This window comes from Calidithermus terrae, from assembly GCF_003574345.1.
Lineage (GTDB): Bacteria > Deinococcota > Deinococci > Deinococcales > Thermaceae > Calidithermus > Calidithermus chliarophilus.
Map to the genome: position 1 here is coordinate 1 of NZ_QXDL01000053.1, position 20,556 is coordinate 20,556.

The 20,556-nt window shown below is 66.6% G+C and carries 22 protein-coding genes and 2 pseudogenes; 9 read left to right on the plus strand and 15 right to left on the minus strand.

The features are described 5' to 3' along the window. The 12 genes from Mterra_RS22240 to Mterra_RS08065 all read right to left on the minus strand — a co-directional run. Positions 1 to 207 (minus strand): hypothetical protein (locus Mterra_RS22240; RefSeq protein WP_170159599.1); only part of this gene is annotated, 207 nt, incomplete at its 3' end. A gap of 32 nt (positions 208 to 239) precedes the next feature. Continuing rightward, positions 240 to 428 (minus strand): hypothetical protein, encoded by a 189-nt coding sequence (locus tag Mterra_RS22245; protein WP_170159600.1) that lies wholly within the window; start codon positions 426 to 428, stop codon positions 240 to 242. Positions 429 to 979: 551 nt separating this feature from the next. Further along, positions 980 to 1,738, minus strand: coding sequence for a 3-hydroxybutyrate dehydrogenase (locus Mterra_RS08020; protein WP_119314720.1), 759 nt, complete (start codon positions 1,736 to 1,738; stop codon positions 980 to 982). 74 nt (positions 1,739 to 1,812) lie between these two features. Further along, positions 1,813 to 2,457, minus strand: a complete 645-nt coding sequence (locus Mterra_RS08025) for an ABC transporter ATP-binding protein (protein ID WP_420836694.1) — start codon at positions 2,455 to 2,457, stop codon at positions 1,813 to 1,815. A gap of 160 nt (positions 2,458 to 2,617) precedes the next feature. Beyond that, on the minus strand, positions 2,618 to 3,334 hold the full coding sequence (locus Mterra_RS08030; RefSeq protein WP_119314722.1) for an ABC transporter ATP-binding protein: 717 nt from the start codon (positions 3,332 to 3,334) through the stop codon (positions 2,618 to 2,620). Beyond that, entirely contained in the window at positions 3,327 to 4,238 is a 912-nt protein-coding gene (locus Mterra_RS08035; protein WP_119314723.1) for a branched-chain amino acid ABC transporter permease, read from the minus strand. Before Mterra_RS08035 ends, Mterra_RS08030 begins: the two co-directional genes overlap by 8 nt. Then, positions 4,235 to 5,092 (minus strand): branched-chain amino acid ABC transporter permease, encoded by an 858-nt coding sequence (locus tag Mterra_RS08040; protein ID WP_119314724.1) that lies wholly within the window; start codon positions 5,090 to 5,092, stop codon positions 4,235 to 4,237. Before Mterra_RS08040 ends, Mterra_RS08035 begins: the two co-directional genes overlap by 4 nt. Positions 5,093 to 5,137: 45 nt before the next feature. After that, positions 5,138 to 6,301, minus strand: coding sequence for an ABC transporter substrate-binding protein (locus Mterra_RS08045; RefSeq protein ID WP_119314725.1), 1,164 nt, complete (start codon positions 6,299 to 6,301; stop codon positions 5,138 to 5,140). Positions 6,302 to 6,356: 55 nt separating this feature from the next. After that, positions 6,357 to 6,761, minus strand: coding sequence for a MaoC family dehydratase (locus tag Mterra_RS08050; protein WP_119314726.1), 405 nt, complete (start codon positions 6,759 to 6,761; stop codon positions 6,357 to 6,359). After that, positions 6,758 to 7,555, minus strand: a complete 798-nt coding sequence (locus tag Mterra_RS08055; protein ID WP_119314727.1) for an alpha/beta fold hydrolase — start codon at positions 7,553 to 7,555, stop codon at positions 6,758 to 6,760. Before Mterra_RS08055 ends, Mterra_RS08050 begins: the two co-directional genes overlap by 4 nt. Then, the gene (locus tag Mterra_RS08060; RefSeq protein WP_119314728.1) at positions 7,548 to 9,032 is read right to left on the minus strand and encodes a class I adenylate-forming enzyme family protein; all 1,485 of its coding nucleotides are present in this window, start codon (positions 9,030 to 9,032) and stop codon (positions 7,548 to 7,550) included. The genes Mterra_RS08055 and Mterra_RS08060 overlap by 8 nt, the downstream gene beginning before the upstream one ends. Then, positions 9,032 to 10,057, minus strand: a complete 1,026-nt coding sequence (locus Mterra_RS08065) for a 3-oxoacyl-ACP synthase (RefSeq protein WP_119314729.1) — start codon at positions 10,055 to 10,057, stop codon at positions 9,032 to 9,034. The genes Mterra_RS08060 and Mterra_RS08065 overlap by 1 nt, the downstream gene beginning before the upstream one ends. Before the next feature lie 284 nt (positions 10,058 to 10,341). Between Mterra_RS08065 and purH the strand changes: the two genes are divergently transcribed. The 8 genes and pseudogenes from purH to Mterra_RS08100 all read left to right on the plus strand — a co-directional run bounded on the left by purH (position 10,342) and on the right by Mterra_RS08100 (position 17,533). Continuing rightward, positions 10,342 to 11,844, plus strand: coding sequence for a bifunctional phosphoribosylaminoimidazolecarboxamide formyltransferase/IMP cyclohydrolase (purH, locus tag Mterra_RS08070; RefSeq protein WP_119314730.1), 1,503 nt, complete (start codon positions 10,342 to 10,344; stop codon positions 11,842 to 11,844). A gap of 57 nt (positions 11,845 to 11,901) precedes the next feature. Continuing rightward, positions 11,902 to 13,719 (plus strand): hypothetical protein, encoded by a 1,818-nt coding sequence (locus tag Mterra_RS21840; RefSeq protein WP_147372602.1) that lies wholly within the window; start codon positions 11,902 to 11,904, stop codon positions 13,717 to 13,719. After that, on the plus strand, positions 13,716 to 14,399 hold the full coding sequence (locus Mterra_RS21845; RefSeq protein WP_147372603.1) for a hypothetical protein: 684 nt from the start codon (positions 13,716 to 13,718) through the stop codon (positions 14,397 to 14,399). Before Mterra_RS21840 ends, Mterra_RS21845 begins: the two co-directional genes overlap by 4 nt. Beyond that, positions 14,365 to 14,913, plus strand: coding sequence for a hypothetical protein (locus tag Mterra_RS21850; RefSeq protein ID WP_147372604.1), 549 nt, complete (start codon positions 14,365 to 14,367; stop codon positions 14,911 to 14,913). Before Mterra_RS21845 ends, Mterra_RS21850 begins: the two co-directional genes overlap by 35 nt. Positions 14,914 to 14,923: 10 nt before the next feature. Then, positions 14,924 to 15,682 (plus strand): hypothetical protein, encoded by a 759-nt coding sequence (locus tag Mterra_RS08085; RefSeq protein ID WP_147372605.1) that lies wholly within the window; start codon positions 14,924 to 14,926, stop codon positions 15,680 to 15,682. A gap of 129 nt (positions 15,683 to 15,811) precedes the next feature. Further along, positions 15,812 to 16,120, plus strand: a pseudogene (locus tag Mterra_RS08090) (IS701 family transposase); the annotation flags it as partial. Between the two features lie 241 nt (positions 16,121 to 16,361). Then, positions 16,362 to 16,730 carry a PH domain-containing protein gene (locus tag Mterra_RS08095; protein ID WP_119314735.1) on the plus strand — a complete coding sequence of 123 codons (369 nt, stop codon included), beginning with the start codon at positions 16,362 to 16,364 and terminating at the stop codon, positions 16,728 to 16,730. Between the two features lie 254 nt (positions 16,731 to 16,984). Next, the gene (locus tag Mterra_RS08100; protein ID WP_147372606.1) at positions 16,985 to 17,533 is read left to right on the plus strand and encodes a HEAT repeat domain-containing protein; all 549 of its coding nucleotides are present in this window, start codon (positions 16,985 to 16,987) and stop codon (positions 17,531 to 17,533) included. 135 nt (positions 17,534 to 17,668) lie between these two features. On the opposite strand, the gene Mterra_RS08105 is transcribed toward Mterra_RS08100, so the two are convergent. The 3 genes from Mterra_RS08105 to Mterra_RS08115 form a co-directional block, all read right to left on the minus strand. Further along, positions 17,669 to 18,517, minus strand: a complete 849-nt coding sequence (locus tag Mterra_RS08105; RefSeq protein WP_245971568.1) for an EamA family transporter — start codon at positions 18,515 to 18,517, stop codon at positions 17,669 to 17,671. 35 nt (positions 18,518 to 18,552) lie between these two features. Next, the gene (locus Mterra_RS08110) at positions 18,553 to 19,170 is read right to left on the minus strand and encodes a uracil-DNA glycosylase (protein ID WP_119314737.1); all 618 of its coding nucleotides are present in this window, start codon (positions 19,168 to 19,170) and stop codon (positions 18,553 to 18,555) included. A gap of 145 nt (positions 19,171 to 19,315) precedes the next feature. Then, positions 19,316 to 19,684: a hypothetical protein gene (locus Mterra_RS08115; protein WP_119314738.1), complete on the minus strand. Its 369-nt coding sequence runs from the start codon at positions 19,682 to 19,684 to the stop codon at positions 19,316 to 19,318. A gap of 190 nt (positions 19,685 to 19,874) precedes the next feature. Here Mterra_RS08115 and Mterra_RS08120 point away from each other — a divergent pair. Next, positions 19,875 to 20,556: pseudogene (locus Mterra_RS08120) on the plus strand (hypothetical protein); the annotation flags it as partial.

Sequence of the window (20,556 nt, forward strand, 5' to 3'; positions counted from 1 at the left end):
GACCTGCACTTCGACGCCACCGTAGACTTCGCCTCCCCTCTCCTCAACCGCATCGCCGACGTGTACGCCACCCTCTTCGGCGAGCCGGCGCAGGAGCCGGGCCAGGCGGGCGCGGGAAGGCGGGAGCAGGCGGTTGTGCCGGGCCTCGTCCTGGAGCTGTTGCGCGCGCTGGCGGGCGAGCTCGAGCGAGAGCTGAAGGTTGTTCATAGGCTCCTCCGAATGCGAATTCATGGGGCCGGTCACCGGACTGGGACCGGGGCCTTGGGTTCGATGCGGTCGGCCACCTGGCGGAAGAAGCGGGCGACGCGGCTGCGGAAGCCGGTCCGGCCGCCGCGGGAGCGGACGCTGCGGGCGATTTCGGCCTCGCGGCGGTACCCTTCGAACTTCTGCTGGCTGACGGCGAATGCGGTGTGGAACTCGAAAGACATGGTTGCCCTCCCGGGGTCGGGTCGGGGGCTCTGCGGTGCGCCGGGCCGGGTGAGCCACGCGCGCTAGCCTAGGGCGGGGTCGCCGCTCGAGGGCTCGTCGCGCTCTTCACTCGCGTTGCGCCCTTTCGGGGACGCAACTGTCGTGGTCCTGGCGCCATTCCCGGCTTTGCCGGGCGGCTCAAACCTGTGAAGGGCGCTTTAAACCAAAAAACAGAGCCGGTCTTCTAGCCTTGCTTCCGGGCCGATGCCTCTGCGCTAATTGTGGTGGGGGTTAGCCGGCAGAGGCGGTGAGCAGAACAGTGCTCAGCTCGGTAGGGCGGGTCAAGAAGCATTGAATGTGCACCATTCGGTCACCTCCTCAGGGTTCTAATGTAACCCGAGCTGGACATTGTATACAACCCCCCGCCACCTGCTTGCACCCGGGCTAAGTATTTATGAGCCTCGAGTGAGCCGGGCGGAAATGCCGGCCGTAAGGGCGAAAAGCGAAGGGGAGGGTCGGAAAACCCTCCCCCAACGGCGCTTCTATGCAGGCGTTTACGGGCGAATATGCATCAGCGCGCGGTCCAGCCCAGGTCCATGAGCTGGGCCGAGCCGGTGATGGCGCTCGCCTTGTCGGAGGCGAGGAACAGCGCGAACTCCGCGACCTCCTCGGGCTCGATGAGGCGCTTGATGGCGGCGGGGGCCAGCATGACCTTCTCGATGACCTCGGACTCGGGGATGCCCAGGGTGCGGCTCTGGTCGGCGATCTGGCTCTCGACGATGCCGGTGCGCACGTAGGCCGGGCAGATGGCGTTGCAGGTGATGCCGTGCTCGGCGGCCTCGAGCGCGACGGTCTTGGTCAGGCCCATCAGGCCGTGCTTGGCCGAGATGTAGGCCGACTTGTAGGGGCTCGCCACCAGCCCGTGCAGGCTCGAGACGTTGATGATGCGCCCCCAGCGCTTTTGCTTCATGCCGGGCAAGAGGTACTTGATGAGCTGGAAGGGGGCGGTGAGGAGCACCTGGATCATCAGGCCCCAGGTCTCCTCGGGGAACTCCTCGACGGGGTGGATGCGCTGCAGCCCGGCGTTGTTGACCAGGACGTCCACGGGGCCGTGCTCGAGCGCCCGCCGTGCCAGGCCCACCACGGCCTCGGGGTCGGAGAGGTCGGCCTTGAGGTAGACGCCGCCCAGGTCGTGGGCCAGCGGCTCGGCGGCGGGGGAGAGGTCGTTGAGCAGGACCTTAGCCCCCTCGCGGGCGAAGGCGACGGCGATGGCCCGCCCGATGCCGCTGCCCGCGCCGGTGATGAGTGCGGTTTTGCCGGAGAGTTGCATGGCAGTATCCTAAAGCGGTCGTACGTCGTACGTCATGCGTAAAGCCCCGAAAGCCACGAGCTACGGGCCAAACCTCAGAGCGCCAGGTAGGCCTTCTGCACCCGCTCGTCCCGGGCCAGCTCCTGCGCCGGCCCCGCCAGCACCACCTTGCCGTGCTCGACCACGTAGGCCCGGTCGGCGACCTCGAGCGACAGCGCCACGTTCTGCTCGACCAGCAGCACCCCCATCCCCTCGGCCTTGACGCGGGCCAGGGTGGCGAGCACCTCCTCGGCCAGCTTGGGGGAAAGGCCCAGCGAGGGCTCGTCCACCATCAGGATGCGGGGCCGGCCCATCAGGGCGCGGCCGATGGCGAGCATCTGCTGCTCGCCGCCGGAGAGGGTGCCCGCGAGCTGGCCGCGGCGCTCGGAGAGGCGGGGGAAGAGGGCGTAGGTGAACTCGAGGCTCTCCTGCCGCCGCTCCCAGGCCAGGAAGGCCGCGCCCAGCAGCAGGTTCTCCTCCACGCTCATCAGCGGGAAGAGCTGCCGCCCCTCGGGCACGTGCCCCAGGCCCAGCGCGGCCCGCCGGGCCGCGGAGAGCCCGGCCATGCTCTGCCCGTCGAGCCGGATCTCGCCGCCCCAGGGCCGGATCAGCCCGGAGACGGCCCGCAGGGTGGTGGTCTTGCCCGCCCCGTTGGCCCCCAGCACCGCGACGAGCTCCCCCTGGGAGAGCTCGAGGCTCATCCCGAAGAGCACCTGGGCCTTGGCGTAGCCCGCGGTGAGGTCACTGACGGTGAGCTTCACGGCGACCTCCGCTGAGGGGCCTCGAGGGTCAAGGGCCAAGGCGTTTTGCGTCTCGCGTCTTGCGTTTGGCGTATTGCGTACGACCTCCGACGTTCAGCCTTCACGCGCTCCTCCCCAGATAGGCCTCGCGCACGCGCGGGTTGGCGGCCACCTCGGCATACGTGCCCTCGGCGATCACCTGCCCGTAGTCCATGACCACCACCCGGTCGGCCAGCGCGCGCACCACCGGCATCAGGTGCTCGATGAACAGCACCGTCACCCCGCTGGCGCGGATCTTCTTGACGAGTTCGACGGCCTCCATGGCCTCGGCGGGGCGCAGCCCGGCCATCACCTCGTCGAGCAGCAGCAGCCTCGGCTGGGTGCACAGGGCGCGGGCGAGCTCGAGCCGCTTGTCCTCGAGCAGCGTGAGCTCGTGGGCGGGGGTGTCGGCCTTGGGGGCCAAGCCGGTGAGCTCGAGCACCTCCTCCACCACCGCTTTGGCCTTCGCCATGGGCGTGCCCGGCTTGCCGAAGAGCGCGCCCACCAGCAGGTTCTCCCGCACGCTCATCTCGGCGAAGGGCTGCACGATCTGGAAGGCCCGCCCCAGGCCGTGCCAGGCCCGCACCTCAGGGGGGGACTGGGTGAGGTCCTTGCCCAGCAGCTCGAGGGTGCCCAGGTCGGGCGCGAAGAGCCCGGAGATCAGGTTGAGCAGCGTGCTCTTGCCCGCGCCGTTGGGCCCGATCACCGCGAAGATCTCGCCCTGCCGCACCTCGAAGCTCACCTCGTTGACGGCCACCAGGCCGCCGAAGCGCTTGGTCAGGCGGTTGAGCTTAAGCATGCCGCCCCCCCCTGCGCCTGGAGAACCACCCCACCAGGCCGCGCGGCAGGAAGAGGATCGCCAGGATCAGCAGCACGCCGTAGACCACCAGGTACCCCTCCCCGATGCGCAGGCGCAGCCAGGTCTCCAGGCCCACCAGCAGCAGCCCGCCCACCAGCGGCCCCGTCGTGGTGTAGAGCCCGCCGAAGATGGGGATCACCAGCGCCTCCACCGCCCGGCCCAGGCTGAAGGCGTCGTAGGGGGAGAGGAAGAGGGTCTTCATGCCGTACACGCCCCCGGCTAAGCCCGCCAGGGCGCTCGAGAGCAGGAAGGCCACCAGCTTGACCCGCACCACCGGCACCCCCAGCACCCGCGCCACCGCCTCGCCCTGCCGGATGGCGGCCATGGCGTAGCTCAGTCGGCTGCGGCTGACGAGGTAGCTCGTCAGCACGCACAACCCCAGCACCGCCACCGCCAGGTAGTACCCGCCCAGCGGGTAGCGCCCGTCGAAGGGCGGGGCCACGATCATGCCGATGGAGCCGCCGGTGAAGCCCGCCTTGAGCACGAAGGTGCGCATGACCTCGCTGAAGGCCAAGGTGGCGATGGCGAAGTACATCCCGTGCAGCCGCAGCGTCGTCAGGCCCAGCAGGAAGCTGCCCGCCGCGGCCACGGCGCCCCCGGCCAGCAGCGCGGGCAGGGTGCCCAGCGCCGGGGCGGTGAGCGCGGCGGTGTAGGCCCCCAGCCCGAAGAAGGCCCCGTGCGCCAGCGAGAGCTGCCCGGTGCGCGCCAGCAGGTCCCACGACAGCGCCAGCCCGCTCAGCAAGAAGGCGAACTGCGCCGTGTCGAGCGCGAAGGGCTGCCAGCTCCCCAGGGGCAGCGCGGGCAGGATCAGGGCGAAGAGCAGCAAGACGCCCGCGAGGATCATCGGAACCTCCAGCTTCGGTAGGTCAGGCTGACGAAGATCACCAGGAAGAACACCGCCTCCACCCAGCCGCCCCCGCCCGGCACGTAGGTGCTCACGAAGGCCTCGGCCATGGCGAGCACGACGGCCGCCGGGATCACCCCGCGCAGGTTGCCCAGCCCCGCCATCACGATGATGGCGAAGGCCTTGAGGGTGTAGGCGAAGCCGATGGTGGGCGAGGCGTAGAGCATCACCGAGAGCATCACGCCCGCCACCCCCGCCAGCGCCGCCGACAGCCCGAAGGCGAGGAGGTAGACCCGCTGCGTCTCGATGCCCAGCAGCCCGGGCGCCAGCCGGTTCTGCGCCACCGCCCGCACCGCGAAGCCCAGCCGGGTGCGGCCCAAGAACCAGTACAGCCCGCTGAGCAGCGCCACCGAGAGCACGAAGGAGGCGAAGGGCACCAGGCCGAACGACAGGCCGAGCAGGCTCACGGTGCTGCCCTGGTAGGGCGGGCTCACCACGCGGGTGTCGGCGCCGAAGAGCAGCAGGGCGAGGTTTTGCAGGGCGATGGACAGGCCGAAGGTCAGGAGCATCTGGTTGAGCTCGGGCGCGGCCAGCACGGGCCGGATGAGCCCGTAGTAGCTGACGGCCCCCACCGCGAAGGCGGCCAGCGCGGCGGCGCCCAGCGAGATCAGGGGGTCGAGGCCCTGGGCGGTGAACAGGAAGTAGGAGACGAAGGCCCCGATCATCAAAAACTCGCCGTGGGCGAAGTTGACGATGCCGACCACGCCCACCGCCAGGGCCAGCCCGCTGGCGACCAGGGCATACACCCCGGCCGCCAGCAGTCCGTTGATGAGGGTTTGCAGGAGGATTTCCACAGGCTGGTTAGGGAAGGGGCGGCCCCGGGGCCGCCCCGCGGAAGGCTAGTAGCTGCCGGGGTAGCGGATCGGGCGGGCCGCGCCCTGGGCCGGGTAGACCTGGCGGCGGGCCCCGCCCAGGTACTGGAACTGGAACCAGATGCTCGAGTCGAAGCCCTGGTACTTGGTCTTGCCGGTGTCGGAGGGCTTGAAGGCCAGCGGTCCGAAGGGGGTGCTGAGCTTGACCTTGGCGAGCGCCTCGGCCACCTTGTCCTTCTCGGCGCTGCCCGCGGCGGTCACGGCGGCGGTGAGGGCCTTGACGATGGTGTAGCCCATGGGCGCCATGTACTCCTCGGTGACCTCACCGTACTTCTTCTTGTAGGCCGCGACGAAGTTGCGCGACTCGGCGTTGGACACCGAGGGCAGCCAGGCGCTCATGCCCACCACGTCGTTGCTGCTGGGGTTCTTGTCGAAGCCGATGGGCCAGGCCGGGGGCGCGCCGTAGATCAGCTTGGGCTTGAGGCCCACCTGGCGGGCCTGGGTGGCGATGGGCAGCGCGTCCCAGTCGTAGCCGATCCAGTAGAGGATGTCGGGCTGGAAGGACTTGAAGCGGGTGAGCACGGCGGTGAAGTTGCCGGTGTTGGTCTTGAAAGGCTCGGCCTGCACGTTGTAGCCCGCCTCCTGCAGCAGCTTGCGGTAGGTGGGCATCCCCGACGAGCCGAAGGGGCCGTCTTCGTAGAGGATGGCGATCTTGCGGGCGCCCTGGCCGTAGAGGTGCTTGAAGAAGTCCATGGCCGCGGCGACGTTGTGGTAGTCCCAGGGGTGGAAGTGGAAGAAGTTGTCGTAGCCGGTGAAGGCGTTCTCGACCAGCGAACTCGCGGCGCCGATGGCCAGGAACAGCGGCTGGTACTGCTTGACCGGGCCCGCCATCGCCAGGGTGGGGCCGGAGCCCAGCCCGCCGATGACGATGTCCACCTTGTCCACCGTGAGCAGCTTGGTGAGGGCCGGGACGGCCTTGTCGGCGGCGTTGCCGTCGTCCACGGCGACGAGCTCGAGCCGCACCTTGCCCGCGGCGTTGGCCTCGTCGGCGGCGAGCTGGATGCCGTTGAGGGCCGCCTTACCGCCCACCGTCGAGAGGGGCAGGATCACCCCCACCTTCACGCTGGTCTGGGCCAGGCTCAGGCCCAGGGCCGCGACGGCCGTGCTTGCCAGGATCCAAAGTTTCTTCATCGCTCTCCTCCTCGAACTTCAGCGTTTGCGCTGCTGGTTCCGTTGCTCAGCCGCCTCACACGGGCTCCTCGTAGAGCACCGTGGCCTCGCCCTCGATCACCCGCTCGCCGCGCTGGTTGGTGCAGACGGTCTGCAGGGTGAGGATGGGCTTGTCCTCGCGGACGGCCGTGACGGTGACGGTGGCGGTGATGGTGTCGCCGACGTGGGTCGGGCGCAGGAACTTCAGGCTCTGGCCCAGGTAGACCGCGCCCACGCCGGGCAGCTTGGTGCCGATGCAGGTCGAGATCAGCCCGGCGACCAGGATGCCCTGGGCGATGCGGCCGCCGAAGCGGCTCTTCCTGGCGTACTCCTCGTCCACGTGCAGCGGGTTGGTGTCGCCCACCGCGCCCACGAACATCGCGATGCTGGCCTCGCTGATGGTCTGCGAGTAGCTCGCGGCGTCGCCTACCTTGAACTTCACGCTCTCACCTCCAGGAATTCGTGCAGCAGCCGGGCCAGGCCGGGGGTGTCCTCGAGCACCGCCACGTGCCCCACGGCGCTCAGGACGTGGTGGCGGGCGCCGGGGATGGCCTCGGCGATCTCCTGGCCGTAGCGCGGCGGGAAGAGCAGGTCCTCCTCGCCCGAGACCACCAGGGTCGGAACCTTGACGCCCGCTAGGCCGGGCCGCAGGTCGCCCAGGGTCAGGAAGCCGGCGATCAGGTTGCGCTGGGCCTCCTCGGTGGGGGCGGCGGCGAACATCTGCTCGAGCGAGGGGGGGCTGTCCAGCTCGGGGTGGGCCTCGAGGTAGGCCCGGCCCCAGATCCACGGCAGCGCCACCCGCAGCCGCCCCCGCGTGCCCCCCCACTCCAGCGCCAGCCGCCAGCCCTCGACCTTGGCCCGGATGAGGGGGTCGAGGCGCGGGGTGGTGCACAGCAGGGTCAGGCTTTGCAGCCCCTCGGGCCGCCGCGCCGCGAAGACCTGGGCCACCACCCCGCCGTTGGAGAGCCCGAGCAGGTGGTAGCGCTCGAGGCCGAGCGCGGCGAGGAGGGCCTCGAGGTCGCCGGCGTGCAGCTCGGGGGTGTAAGCCCCCTCCGGCACCGCACTGCGCCCCTGGCCGCGCATGTCGTAGCGCAGCACCCGGTAGCCCTCGAGGTGGGGCATCAGGGGCTCCCAGGCCTCGACCCGCTGGAAGATGCCGTTAGCCAGCACCAGCACGGGGCCGCTGCCCTCGAGCTCGTAGTAGAGCTTGGTGCCGTTGACCGTGACCTCAGGCATGGGCCCCCCCGTAGCGTTCGGCCAGTTCGCCCTTGAGGATCTTGCCGGGGGCGCTCTTGGGGAGTTCCGGCAGGAAGACGTAGCGCTTGGGCACCTTGTAGGCCGCCAGGCGGCCCCGCAGGAAGGCGCGGAGCTCGTCCTCGAGCAGCGACGCGCCTTCCTTGAGCACCACGCAGGCCAGCCCCACCTCGCCCCACTGCGCGTCGGGGACGCCCACCACGGCGCACTCGGCCACCAGGGGGTGGTCGTAGAGGGCCCGCTCGACCTCGATGGGGTAGACGTTCTCCCCGCCCGAGATGAACATCTCCTTGCTGCGCCCGACGATGTAGTAGCGGCCCGCCGCGTCGCGCTGGGCGAGGTCGCCGGTGCGCAGCCAGGTCCGGCCCCCCTGCTCGGCGAAGCACCTGGCGGTGTCGGCGGGGCGGGCGTAGTAGCCCTTCATCACGGTGGGGCCGCTCAGCCACAGCTCGCCGGTCCCGGCCCCCTCGACCTCCTGGCCCCCGGCGTCCACCAGCCGCGCCCACAGGTGGGGCATGGGGCGGCCCACCGAGTCGGGGAAGCGCTCGGCCTCTTCGGGCTCGAGGGCGAAGCAGTTCACGCCGCACTCGGTCAGGCCGTAGCCCTGGCGGAAGCGAACGCCCTTGGCGGCGTAGGCTTGGCGCACGGGGGCCGGGCAGGGGGCCCCGCCGGAGATGGCCCAGCGCACGCTCGAGAAGTCGGCGGCGGCGAAGTGGGGGTGGCTGGCGAGCATCTGGAACATGGTGGGCACCAAAAACAGCAGCGTGGCCCGCTGTTGCTGCACCCAGGCCAGGTGCTCGCCGGGGTCGAACTTCTCCTGGACCATCACGCCCCCGCCCAGGTACAGCAGCGGCGTGCACAGCGCGTTGAGGGCCGCGTGGAACATCGGCGTGGCGACGACGTAGCGGTCGTGGGGGCTCAGGCCCCAGGTCATGGCGGTCTGGGCCGCGTTGACGAGCAATTGCCGGTAGGGGAGCACGGCCCCCTTGGGCAGCCCGGTGGTGCCGCCGGTGAACAGGATGAGCGCGGGGTCCTCCAGCCCCGCCCGGAAGGGCGCGAAGCCGGCGGCGGGCAGGCTCTGGAGGGCCTCGAGCGGCCTGGCCTGGGGGTCGAGCCGCCGCGCGGTCTCCTCCTGCCCCGGCCCGAAGAAGAGGGCTTTGGGCCGGGCGTACTCCACCAGCCCCTGCAGCTCGGCCGGGCTCAGCCGGTGGTTGAGGAAGGTGGGCACGAAGCCCAGCAGGGGGGCGGCGAAGTAGAGCTCGAGGTAGCCCAGGTGGTTGGGGCTGAGCACGGCCACCCGGTCCCCCGGGCCCACGCCGAGCCCGGCCAGCGACCCCGCCGCACGCCGGGCACGGGCGTACAGCTCGCCGTAGCCGATCCACTCGCCCCGCCAGTACACCGCCGGGCGCTGGGGGTGGTAGGCCGCCAGGCGCTCGAGCCAGTTGGCGTTGAGCTCCATCACGCGCCCCTCTCCCCGGCGTCGGCCCCGTTCTCCCAGCGCAGCACCGCCGCGCCCCAGTGGTAGCCCACCCCCGCCGCGGCCAGGGCGACCAGGCTCCCAGGCCCGATCTTCCCGGCCTCGCGGGCCAGCCTGATCGAGAGGATGGGGTCGAGCTGCCCCAGGTGGCCGTAGTCCGAGAGGTAGATGCTCTGCGCCTCGCTCAGGCCCAGCCCCTCCAGCACCGCCCGGTGCGCCGAGGGCTTCATGTGCAGCAGGGCCAGGTAGTCGAGGTCGGCGGGGGTGTAGCCCGCGTCCTGCAAGGCCCCGCCGATGACCTCGAGGAAACCCGGCATCGAGACGGTCTCGAGCCTCGACCTCATCAGCTCGGGCTCGGCCACGCGCAGCTTGTACCGCCCCAGGTTCTCCGGCGTCAGCGGCTCGGCGGTGCCGCCCACGGGAACGCGCACGGTCTGGGCCAGCGCCGCGTCGGTCTTGAGCCGCGTCGAGCACAGCCGCAGGCCCGGCCCCTCGCGGCTGAGCACCGCGGCGGCGCCCCCGGCGGCCAGGTCGTACATGAAGCGCACGTCAGGGTCGGTGTAGTCGATCAGGTCGCCGTTGCGGTAGCCGCCCGCGATCAGGACGTGGTGCACCTCGGCTCGAGCCGCGAACAGCCCCTCGGCCACCGCCAGCGCGGTGATGAAGGTGGCGCACTTCTGGTTGACGTCGAAGGCCCAAGCCCGCTCGGCCCCCACCATCTGCGCGACCAGCGGGGCGCTGGTCCAGACCGGGTAGTCCTTGTGCTCGTCGGTGATGCTGATGACCACGTCCAGGGCAGAGGCCTCGAGCCCCGCCTCCCGCAGCGCCTCCTGTGCGGCCCACCCGGCCATGCGGGCCGGGTGATCGCCCGGCCCCGCCACCGGCTTCTGGTGGATCCCCAGCTTCTCCCGCACCACCCACTCCGGCAGCCCGCTCGCCGCGGCGATGTCGCCGCTGGTCATGCGCGGTGCAGGCAGGTAGACTCCAAGGCCCTGTAGGTAAGGCATTCCAAAACCTCTCGAGTTCGATTGAGGCCGAGTCTACCGGGGCGCTGTTACAGAGTTGTTACACGGGTGCGGGTGCAGGACGCTGAACGCCCAACGCTGAACGCAAAACGCCAGTCGTGCGTCGTACGTCCTACGCCGTACGCAAAACGCAAAACGCGAGACGCCCTGGCCCTCGACCCTCGACGTCCCCTGGCTATCGAACGTCAACGTTTTCAGGCGTTCGACGTTCGGCGTTTAGCGTTTGGCTATCGGCTATCGGCTATCGACTATATGATGCCCCCTGTATGCGTGCGCTGCTTTCGGTTTCCAACAAGGCGGGCCTGGTGGAGTTCGCCCGTGAGCTGGCGGCTCTGGGTTTTGAGCTGGTCTCGACGGGCGGGACCTACAAGGCGCTCGAGGGCGCGGGGCTGAAGGTCACCTACGTCTTTGACGTCACCGGATTCCCGGAAATCCTGGACGGGCGGGTCAAGACGCTGCACCCCAACATCCACGCCGGCCTGCTGGCGACGCGCAGCGCCGAGCACCAGGCGCAGCTCGAGCAGCACGGCATCACGCGCATCGACTTGCTGTGCGTCAACCTCTACCCCTTCCGCGAGACCGTGAGCCGGGGGGCGAGCTTCGAGGAGTGCGTCGAGAACATCGACATCGGCGGGCCGGCCATGTTGCGGGCGGCGGCCAAGAACCACGCCGCGGTGCTGCCGGTGTGCGACCCCGCCGACTACCCGCGGGTGCTCGAGGCCCTCCGCAACGGCGTGAGCAGCGCCCTTCGCCAGGAACTCGCCCACAAAGCCTTCGCCCACACCGCCGCCTACGACGCCGCTATCGCCGAGTTCCTGGGCCAGGAGAAGTTCCGCCCTGGCCTAGTGGTCGCCCTGGGGCGCGTCAGCGAGCTGCGCTACGGCGAGAACCCCCACCAAGAGGCGGCGCTCTACCGCCTGCAGGGCGAGAGCGGCCCGGTGCTCGACGCCGAGGTGCTGGCCGGCAAGCCCATGGGCTTCAACAACTACGCCGACGCCGACGCGGCCTGGGCACTGGTGAGCGAGTTCGACGAGCCCGCCTGCGTGGCGATCAAGCACGCCAACCCCTGCGGGGTGGCGGTAGCCTCCGACCCCAAGACCGCCTGGGAGCGCGCCCGCGATGCCGACACGCTCTCGGTCTTCGGCGGGGTGGTGGCGCTCAACCGGCCCGTGGACCTCGAGACCGCCCAGGCCACGAAGGGGACCTTCCTCGAGGTCCTCATCGCCCCCGAGGTGAGCCCGGAGGCTTTGGAGTGGTTCAGAACCAAGAAGCCCGACCTGCGGGTGCTGGTGGCCGGCCCCAGCCGCTTCGGGCCGCTGGAGTTCCGCCCCATCCTGGGCGGTTTCCTGGTGCAGGACCGTGACGTTCAGGCCTGGGGCGGCCTCGAGCCCCGCGTGGTGACGGTGCGCGAGCCCACCGCGCAGGAGTGGCGCGACCTCGAGTTCGCCTGGAAGGTGGGCAAGCACGCCCGCTCCAACAACGTGGTGCTCGCCAGGGACGGCGTGACGGTGGGGGTGGGCACCGGCGCGGTGAGCCGCATCTGGGCCGCCGAGCGCGCCATCCTCAACGCCGGGGAGCGGGCCCAGGGCGCGGTGCTCGCCTCCGAAGCCTTCTTCCCCTTCGACGACGTGGTGCGCGCCGCCGCCGCCGCCGGGATCAGGGCCATCGTCCAGCCCGGCGGGGCCAAGCGCGACCCCGAGGTGATCGCCGCCGCCGACGAGCTGGGCGTGGCGATGGTGTTCACGGGCTCGAGGCACTTCAAGCACTGAGCAGGCTTCGCCTTTGGCGTTAAGCAGAATGGCTCCAGTTGAGCTTAGAATGGTTGCATGTCAACTGAGAGCTCCTTCGACTGGAGCCAGCCAGTCCCCCGGCTTTCAGGCTATGACTTTAGCCGTAAACCACGCTGGCAGGGGCACCGGGGAGGCTACCTCAGCGGTTATAACGCCCGCTATTTCCTCGAATACGACCACCCGGCCGGCACGGCTCGCCTGTGGGTCTTCTGCCGGCCCATCTTCGGCACTCGAGGCTGGTACGGCGAAGGCCCGGCCAGCTACGACCCCGCCAGCTCCAGCATCCGCTTCAGCGTCCAGGGCATCCGCCACGACCCCCGCAGCGGGCAACCCCTCACCATCCTCCGCTGCACGGGGGAAGCAAAGGACATGCCCGACCACGTCGGCCTGAAGCTAAACCCTTCCGAAAAACCGCTATCGGAGCGGAGGCTCACCAACCCTCCCACCACCCAAACTTCCACCCCAACCGTTGTCACACCACTTCCCCCACCTCCCAAACCGCCGGCCCCTTCCCAGGCCAAACAGCCACAGCCCCCGCAACTCTCCTCCAAACCATCCCCGCAAGCCACCGCTACCACTGTCGCCTCGCCCCCTCCTCAAGCGTCCCAGGCGACCCAACCCCTTCAGAGGGTCTGGCCCAAGCCCCGGCACTTCGTGGGCCAGATCGCGGGGCGGGTACCGATCCACCTCGAGCTCGACCGCCCCTTCGGCGACAAGGTAATTGGTTACTCCAGCAGCACCTGGGAGAGGGGGGAGGGCTCCTTCGACCTCATCGGCAGGATCACCCCTGGCGGGGTGCTCAACCTGGTGGCTTACTCGGGCAAACAACCCGTGCGCAAGCTGGTGGGCAGCATTCAAGGGGAAAGGGGAGACCGGCTGGTGGCGGATTGGCTCGAGCTAGACCAAAACGGGAGGGTTGTCCGCAGCCGGGAGCTGGTGGCCGTCTACACGCCTTCGCCTGCCCCTGCCCCTACCCCCGAGCCCGCACCCAGGCAAGCAAGCCAGAACGGCAACGGCGCCCCGGACGCCCTGGATGAGCTCATGGGATTGGAGGAACACACCCCACGCTACACGGTGGAGCAGATCCGGCGGGCTCGAGGCCTCATCGCCCAGGAGCCGGATGCCAAGCGGCGGGGCGATTTGTACCTCCTGTTGCAGACCAAGGTCTCCTACCGCAACCAGCGCAACAATGAGAGTGTAGAAGTCAAGGTAGATAGCCAGGGCAATATTGCTCGTAATAGGTACGGTGCGCCTGTCACCCAAGCAATTGGCGATGTCATGTGCAATCTTACCTCCCTAGCGATGGCTTTGGAGACTATCGGCATTGGTAAGCCCTCACAAATGCCTGACCAGACCCAGGTTCCCCAAGAGATTCGCCTGACCGAAGCTCAATTTCAGAAGATGCAGTTCGAGGACTATCTCGAGTGGTTAAGAAAGGAAAAAGTACGTGCACCGCGATGGACAGAGGCAGGATGGGGTGGTACAGCAAAACAGATGGGCGCCGAGTACAAGAAGATTGCTACTGGTTTCGTCGCTCCCAGAGAATGGTGGATCCGAAATGTACTTCCATATCTTGCAAGGGGGTATGGCGTCATTATGAGTATTGATCAACATATTGTGCGATTGCAGAACGTCACGGATAAAGGCTTAGTAGTTGATGATCCTTATGGATCACTAAACTTATCTACATATGATCCGCTCAGTGTTTATAGCAGCTATCGCAGAGACGGTTCTGAACCCAATTCAAGGAACTCAGAAGCTTCGGTTGGAGAGGATAACATATGGCCTTGGGTAAAGGTTGAAAAGAAGTTCATCCTTTGGATAGCGGTATTTTGGCGTAAGGAGCGGTCATGATCTACTGGCCATCGCCAAAACCCAGGAAGTCCCTTATTTATCAGATCTTTGCAACCGTGCTGGCCCTCATCATTTCCGTTCCATTTGGTCTTGCGGGAGCAACCGCCAGCCAGCACCAAAAGCTCCTGGTAACTGATTACTTCAAGCTGCTCCCCGACTCGTATCTGCCGTTGCTCCCTTCCCAGGTGAGAAATGCACTCGTTAAAGGTGTTCAGCAGTCTCAAAAGAATGAGTGGTTTCTCAATGGCAAGACCTATTGGATAGATATAGACACTACGAATGAGTACTTACGTGTCAGGTCAACGGCGTTCGAAGGTTTTATCGAAGTGGCGGTTTGGAGGGCAAAGGGGCAGCTTCCGCTTATCGGGGTCACTACTGTCGGGTGCGGGCCGGTGTGCCGCAATGAGAGTCTACACTTTCTCAAAATGCGATCCAACGGATGGATAGAGGTCACCTCTAGTGTATTGCCTAAAATTGATGCCTCCATGATGTTGGACGCTTATAGGAGACACAAGAAGCCAGATGATGAAGAGTTTAAGTTGAATGACATAAACGTTAGCCCCTTTTTTGTATTCCCACGGATAGGAACCACCATTCAGGTGAGAACTCTAACAGGTGTACGAGTCTTCGATCTTTTATGGATAAATGGACAGTTCAAAATTCAAGCTCCTAAACCCTGATAAACCTCTCCCTGAGTGGAAAACTATAAGCGGTGCACTACTCGCACGCCAGCCACCCTGCCCGGGGATCGCTCTCATACGGCTGATACTCCTCACCATTGGGGGTTGTACAAAGGCAGCTTCGATGAATGTAAGGGATTATTTCTTGAAGATTCCAGAGGCATATCTTGTTTCCACGGCTTTCGTATTTAATCCTGATGCACCGCTGGCACCAAACACCTTCTTGGCCTTCAGGAAACATATCCTTGATCAAAGACACGTTCCTGGAGTTCTTGGAAGGCTCGTTTTGGATATTCCTATTCAAGACGTGAGGGAGCAAGGGCTAATTGTGGACGATCCCTTCGGCGGGCCGATCACGCTACGACCAAACAAGGGCGAATATACGTGGAATGGGAACCTCAATTCCAGGAGCGGCGAGACCGAAGCTGGAGCCAGGGGCAACGACAACCTCTGGCCCTGGGAGCAGGTGGAGGCCTGGCCTATGTGGTGGATCGTGGCGATCGAGCGGGGGTAGGGGGTAAGCCATGCGATGGTTGAGGCTCACGGTTGTGCTGTTCGCGACGCTTTCGCTCGGCCTGCTGCTCATGAGGGCGGGGGAGGGACGGGCCCCCCTCGGCAGCGTCTTCGAGCTCTTCCTGAGGGCGCCGGATGAGGTCTTCCGCGACTCCTCGGGCTGGTTCGCCTTCTGCACCGACCTCGCGCCCGACGAGCGCTGCGCCGACCGCAGGCGGGAGATCCTCAAACGCCGCGACATGTTGCAGCCGGATTTCGGCTACTTCCGCGAGAAGGGCGATTTCATTGATGTGAGCGGGACGGTGTTGCACCCGCGGCTGAGGGAGTCCAGGGACTTCCCCATCCAGGAGGGTGAGGTTGAGGAATCGGGGTCCCACGAGTTCGTGGTGTGGAGGGTCGACTCGGCCAGGGAGGTCGTCGCCGTGAGCAACCTCCCCTACGGCGAGAGGCCACAGCGCATCCGGTTCTTCGAGGTCAGGGGCGGCCGGTGGAGGGACATCTCCGCGTCCGTGCTGGTGCCTGCGGAGCGGCTCAGGGCGCTGATGCTGAAGAGGCTCGGGCGTGAGCAGGAGCGGGTGAGGCTTTACCGCTTCGAGTACCTTCCGCTGACCGAACGTCCCGATATTAGGGTCATCGCGCGGGTCTACACCGACCGGCCGCTCGTGGCCTACACCGACCAGCCGAGACAGGGCTGGTGGGACCATGCGCTCCTTCTGGGGAGGCTGGTGTGGCGGCAGGGCCGGTTCTCCTTCGAGCCCTCGGAGGAGTGACATGGGTTCCCCATGTCATACAGGGCGGCAATTTTCCGGCAGCGGCCGCCGAGGTCCGAGGGATGTCCCCTACTGGAGAATGGATAAAGAAAGCAGAGCTATGGGAGAAGACAACCTCGGGTCATGGTCGTTCTTGAAGGAGCGGGGCGTTTTCTGGGTGTCAATCAGGTGGGCTGGGAAGGGCGGCGGGTGGTGCAGGTGTACCGGTTGCGGCAGGCCATCGAAGAGATCTTCCGCGGGTTGCAACAGGAGCTGGGCTGGGTGGGGCACCGACACCGCAAGTGGGTGCGCTTGCTGGCGCATCTGGCTTTGGGCATGGTGGCCTATGGGTTGGTTGAGCTACAACGAGAGCGGCTGAAGTTGAGTTTCTACCAGTGCCGACGGAAACTGATGGCAGGAAAGCTGATCCTGGACTTGAGCCCTCTGGAAGCAGCTTAGTCGTTAGCGCGTAAATCCAGGCATAAGTGCAAGTTTTGAGTTACACGACCAGCGAACGGGGTTATTGATGTCGGCTATACAAGCGGTTCACGCTGAAAAGGGGGCTGTATGGGGGATATCGCTCTTCTCCATAGCCGTGTCATGCTATGTTCTCGGAAGTTTCGTTGTAGCAGACCTTCATAAGCTTCTGAGCCTCTCTGCTGACCTAAACGTCGTACTAAATCTTGCCGCATTTATCGTTATGCTCTACCTCGGTCTCGAGATCGGCACTCAGCAGATCCGGATCACGCGCGACTCGTTGAGCCTGGTTAGCCTGTTTGGGTCTACTGAGGTGCAGTGGGCTGCCGTCGAAGAGATCTATATCCCCCCGGCATTTGGCTATACTTTCGGGTTCGGGTACAACCTGACCGTCGTTGCCAAGAACCCGAAGCGGCCCGGAAGACTGCGCAGGGTTGGCCTACCCGCCAGCTTGTACTCCAACCGGCACTTGCTGGTCAAGGCAGTGTTGGAGGCTGCCTACATCAACAACTCGAACTCGTTCGTCGCGGTCAACGGTACGGTAAAGCAGACCTATGGCCTACCCCCGTACGGGATTTTCACTGATGGGTAGTAGCCTTTTGCTGCGACTCGAGTGGCGTGAAGGCCGCTTTCTCCCAGCGGAAGTTCGCTAGAGCGTGTCAGAATGGGTTCTGAAGGGAAAAAGGGGTAGTTTGGTATTTGTGACGACCAATTACCACACTGATCTTACACCCGAAGGAATACGAGATGTTGAAGCCCTATCCCAAGAGGAAATGGGGTCGGCATGTGGTACTGAATGCGATTTTTTATGTGTTTAGAGCAGGGTGTGCTTGGTGGGTGATGCTTATGGATGAACTGGATGCTGAGAGAACAGTTCGATCGATTGTCCATCGAGAAAGCCCCTACACGTCTGAAATGCAGTTGGCATTAGTCAGCCGTAGACTCGACAAAGCGATGCTGTTGAGGGTTCTAGAGAAGCTAACCGGAGATTTCGGATACGAAGGGATATGGGCTATCCACGCCCTAGTAGGTCTTGATGAGCAGAGGGCTCAACAGGCGGCGATCCGGTGGCTGAACCACCCCGACCACAACGCCAGGTCGATCGGTCTGGACATCTTATTGCGCCACTGGGTTAAGGACGCTCCGGTAGATAAAGTGATTGACCTGGCGCGAAATGATCCTGATGAGAACGTACGCTACCGGAGCATCCTAATCCTTGGCGAAATCGGTGACGAGCGCGCTTTGGAGGTGCTCGAGTGGATTAAGGACAACGATGAGGGAGAGAATTGGGAGGGTGAACCGCTGAAATATACAGCGGAGTGTGCCATTTGCCAGATACAGCAGCGGCTATCCTCTGCGGCCAGCCCGACGCCCCCACCCCTGTGGGCCGGGTAGAGCGCGAGCCCCGCCCCGTGGCGCAGATGAAGCGCCACCTCGAGCACCACTACCCCAAGGACGTCACCCCCGCCGACCCGTGCCGCCTCACCGAGGATAGGGTCAACCTCGTGCTCTCGGAGCGCTAAGGGCGTGCTACCGCCTGCGGGCCCGGAACACGATCCCCACCGCGATGAGCACCAGCGCCGCCCCAGCGAGGGTCCACGCCCCGATGCCCTCGCCCAGCACCAGCCAGCCTAAAAACAGCGCCACCACCGGGTTGACGTAGGCGTAGGTCGTCACCAGGCTCACCGGCAGGAGCTTCACGGCCAGGATGAAGGAGGTGTAGGCCAGCAGCGAGCCGAAGACGATCAGGTAGGCCAGCGCCAGCCAGCCCTGGAGGGTGGGCATGGCCCAGCGCTCGCCCAGCAGGGGGGAGAGCAGCAGGAAGGCCAGGCCGCCGAAGAGCTGCTGGTAGGCCGAGACCACGACGGGCTCGAGGCGGGTCTGGTTGCGCTGGTAGTAGAGCGTGCCCGCCGACCACAGCATGGGGGCCAGCGCCAGCAGCAGCACGGCGAGCAGCGTGGTCTGTGAGCTCTGGGAGAGCTTGGGCACGGAGAGCACGACCACCCCCAGCAAACCCAGCAGCAGCCCGGCGACGAGCTTGGGCGAGGGCGCCTTGCGGTCGAGCAGGGCCTCGAAGGTCGCGGCCCAGATGGGCGTGGTCGCCACCATCAAGGCCGCGTAGCCCGAGGCGGCGTACTGGCTGGCGATGAGGATGAGGCCGTTGCCGCCCACCCACAGCACCACCCCCGACAGCGCCATCACCGCCAGCTCGCGGCGGCTGAGCACAGTGCGCTGGCGCGCGAGCAGGGCGTAGGCCAGCAGCACCGCCGCCGAGGGCAAAAAGCGCAGCGCGCCCATCATGAACGGCTCGAAGCCCCCGCCGGGCCCCACGCCCAGCCGGAAGCCCAGGTAGGTGCTGCCCCACACCACGTAGAGCACGCCCAGGTGGACGAGGCCGCTGGGGGGCAGGCCGTTCAGAAGAGCGACTCCTGGCTGACGGTCTTGATCGCGCGGCTGGGCTTTTCGCCCAGGCTGTCGAGGGCTTTCTTGACCTCCTGGATGTCGATCCAGGTCAGGTGCTTGGGGCTGCCCGGCGTGCGGGCGGGGTTGCGCAGCAGGTAGGCGGGGTGGAACATCGGGAAGAGCTTGATGCCCTGCCACTCCATCCACTGCCCCCGGATCTTGGTGATCGAGACCTTCTCGCCCAGGAAGTACTCGCAGGCCGTAGCCCCCAGCGGCACGATGATCTGGGGCTGGATGAGCTCGAGCTGCTTGTTGAGCCACAGCGTGGTGCAGGCTTTGAACTCGTCGGGCAGCGGGACGCGGTTGTTGGGCGGGCGGCACTTGACGATGTTGCCGATGTAGACGCTCTCGCGGGCGATCCCGGCGGCCTCGAGGATCTTGTCGAGCAGTTGGCCCGCCTTGCCCACGAAGGGGCGGCCGGTCTTGTCCTCCTCCTCGCCCGGCCCCTCCCCGATGATGAGGAGCTGGGCGTCGGGGTTGCCCTCGCCGAAGACGACGTTGATGCGGGTTGCGGCCAGGCGGCAGGCGGTGCAGGTGCGGGCCTGTGCGGCCAGTAGGTCCAGACTCATGGCTTCGAACATCCTACACAGCAAAAAGCCAAAAGCGCTGTAGACTGCCTCGCTTTCGGCTCGTTTTTGGATAACTCGCTCTCGTGTTGTTTGTGGCCCCGCGGGCCCCTCGAGGCGGGCGCGGGGGAAAACCAACCGACGGCGGCTACTCGACGGGCTTGCGGGCCTTGCGGGCCTCGCGGCGCACCTTGGGGTCGAGGCCGATCATGAGGAAGAAGTTCTCCAGCGCGTTCTCCTGGCCCTTCACCTCGGGGTAGGCGTCCTCGCTGGTGCCGGTGACGAAGGGGAGGTTCTGGTAAAGCTCCAGGGCCGTGGCGACCACCGCCTCGGGGCCGTCGGTCTCGGCGGTCTCGGCCAGGCGGGCGTATACCTCGCGACGGGCTTCGGCGTGGACACGGAACACATCCGGGTTGGGGGTTTCGGGGGCTCGCAAAACGTCCTGTTTTGCGATGCGGCGGTAGTGTTTGAGCCCGCGCACGATCTCCTCGGTCGACAGGGTAACCTTAAACTCCATCCTAGTGCTCCTTTCCAGCGTGCGACCCCCAGGCCGCCGGTCTGCCCCCGTCGCCAAAATGCGGGTGGCCGTTGGTTCACCGTGATTATAGGTTTGGCGCGGCGGCTAGGGCAAGGCCGAAGGTCCGGGCCGCGCGGTCGCCCGCGTGCACGGCGTGGCTGTGCCGGGCAGGCTGGGTATACTCGGTTTTATGGATAGCCTGGGGCCTTATGTTCTGCACGCACCCATTCTCCCAGGGGGTCTGATCGACCGTGAGGGCCGCGCCCTCGAGGTCTGGCAAGGACGTGATTCGCGCACCGGCATCGGCGTGGTGGTGTACCGGCCGCTCGAGGGCGAACCCCCCGCAGCGGTGGTGGGGATGCTGCCCTGGCTCGAGAGCACCGAGTCGGCCTGGATCGCCGAGATTCCCGTGGCCGCCGTGGAGGCCACCCGCTTTCAAGGAACCGCCGACCCCAGCCGCCTGCGGGCCTGGGCCCGGGGCCTGCTCGAGACGCTGGGCCGCCTGCAGGAGGCCGGGCTCAGCCACGGCAGCATCAGCGCCGAGCGCCTGTGGGTGCGGGGCCCGCGCGTCTGGCTCGAGGGCGCGGGCCTGCCGGCCCGGCCCGCCCGCCCCGACCCCCAGGGCGTCGTGGAGGCCCTGCGCCAGTTGGCGGGGGAGAGCTGGTCGCACCTGCTGTTCTCCGCCGACCTCGAGGCCTTCGCCGCGGGCAAGATCACCCTGGAGGAGGCGCAACGGCGGCTCGCCGAGCCCGAGCCCGTGGTCGAGACGGTCCCCGTCGAAACGGTTGAGGCGGAGGTGGGGTCTCCCCCCGTGCTGGAGGTGCCGTTTGAGGAGGAGCCCACGCTTACCGTCCGCACCGCCGAAGAACCCC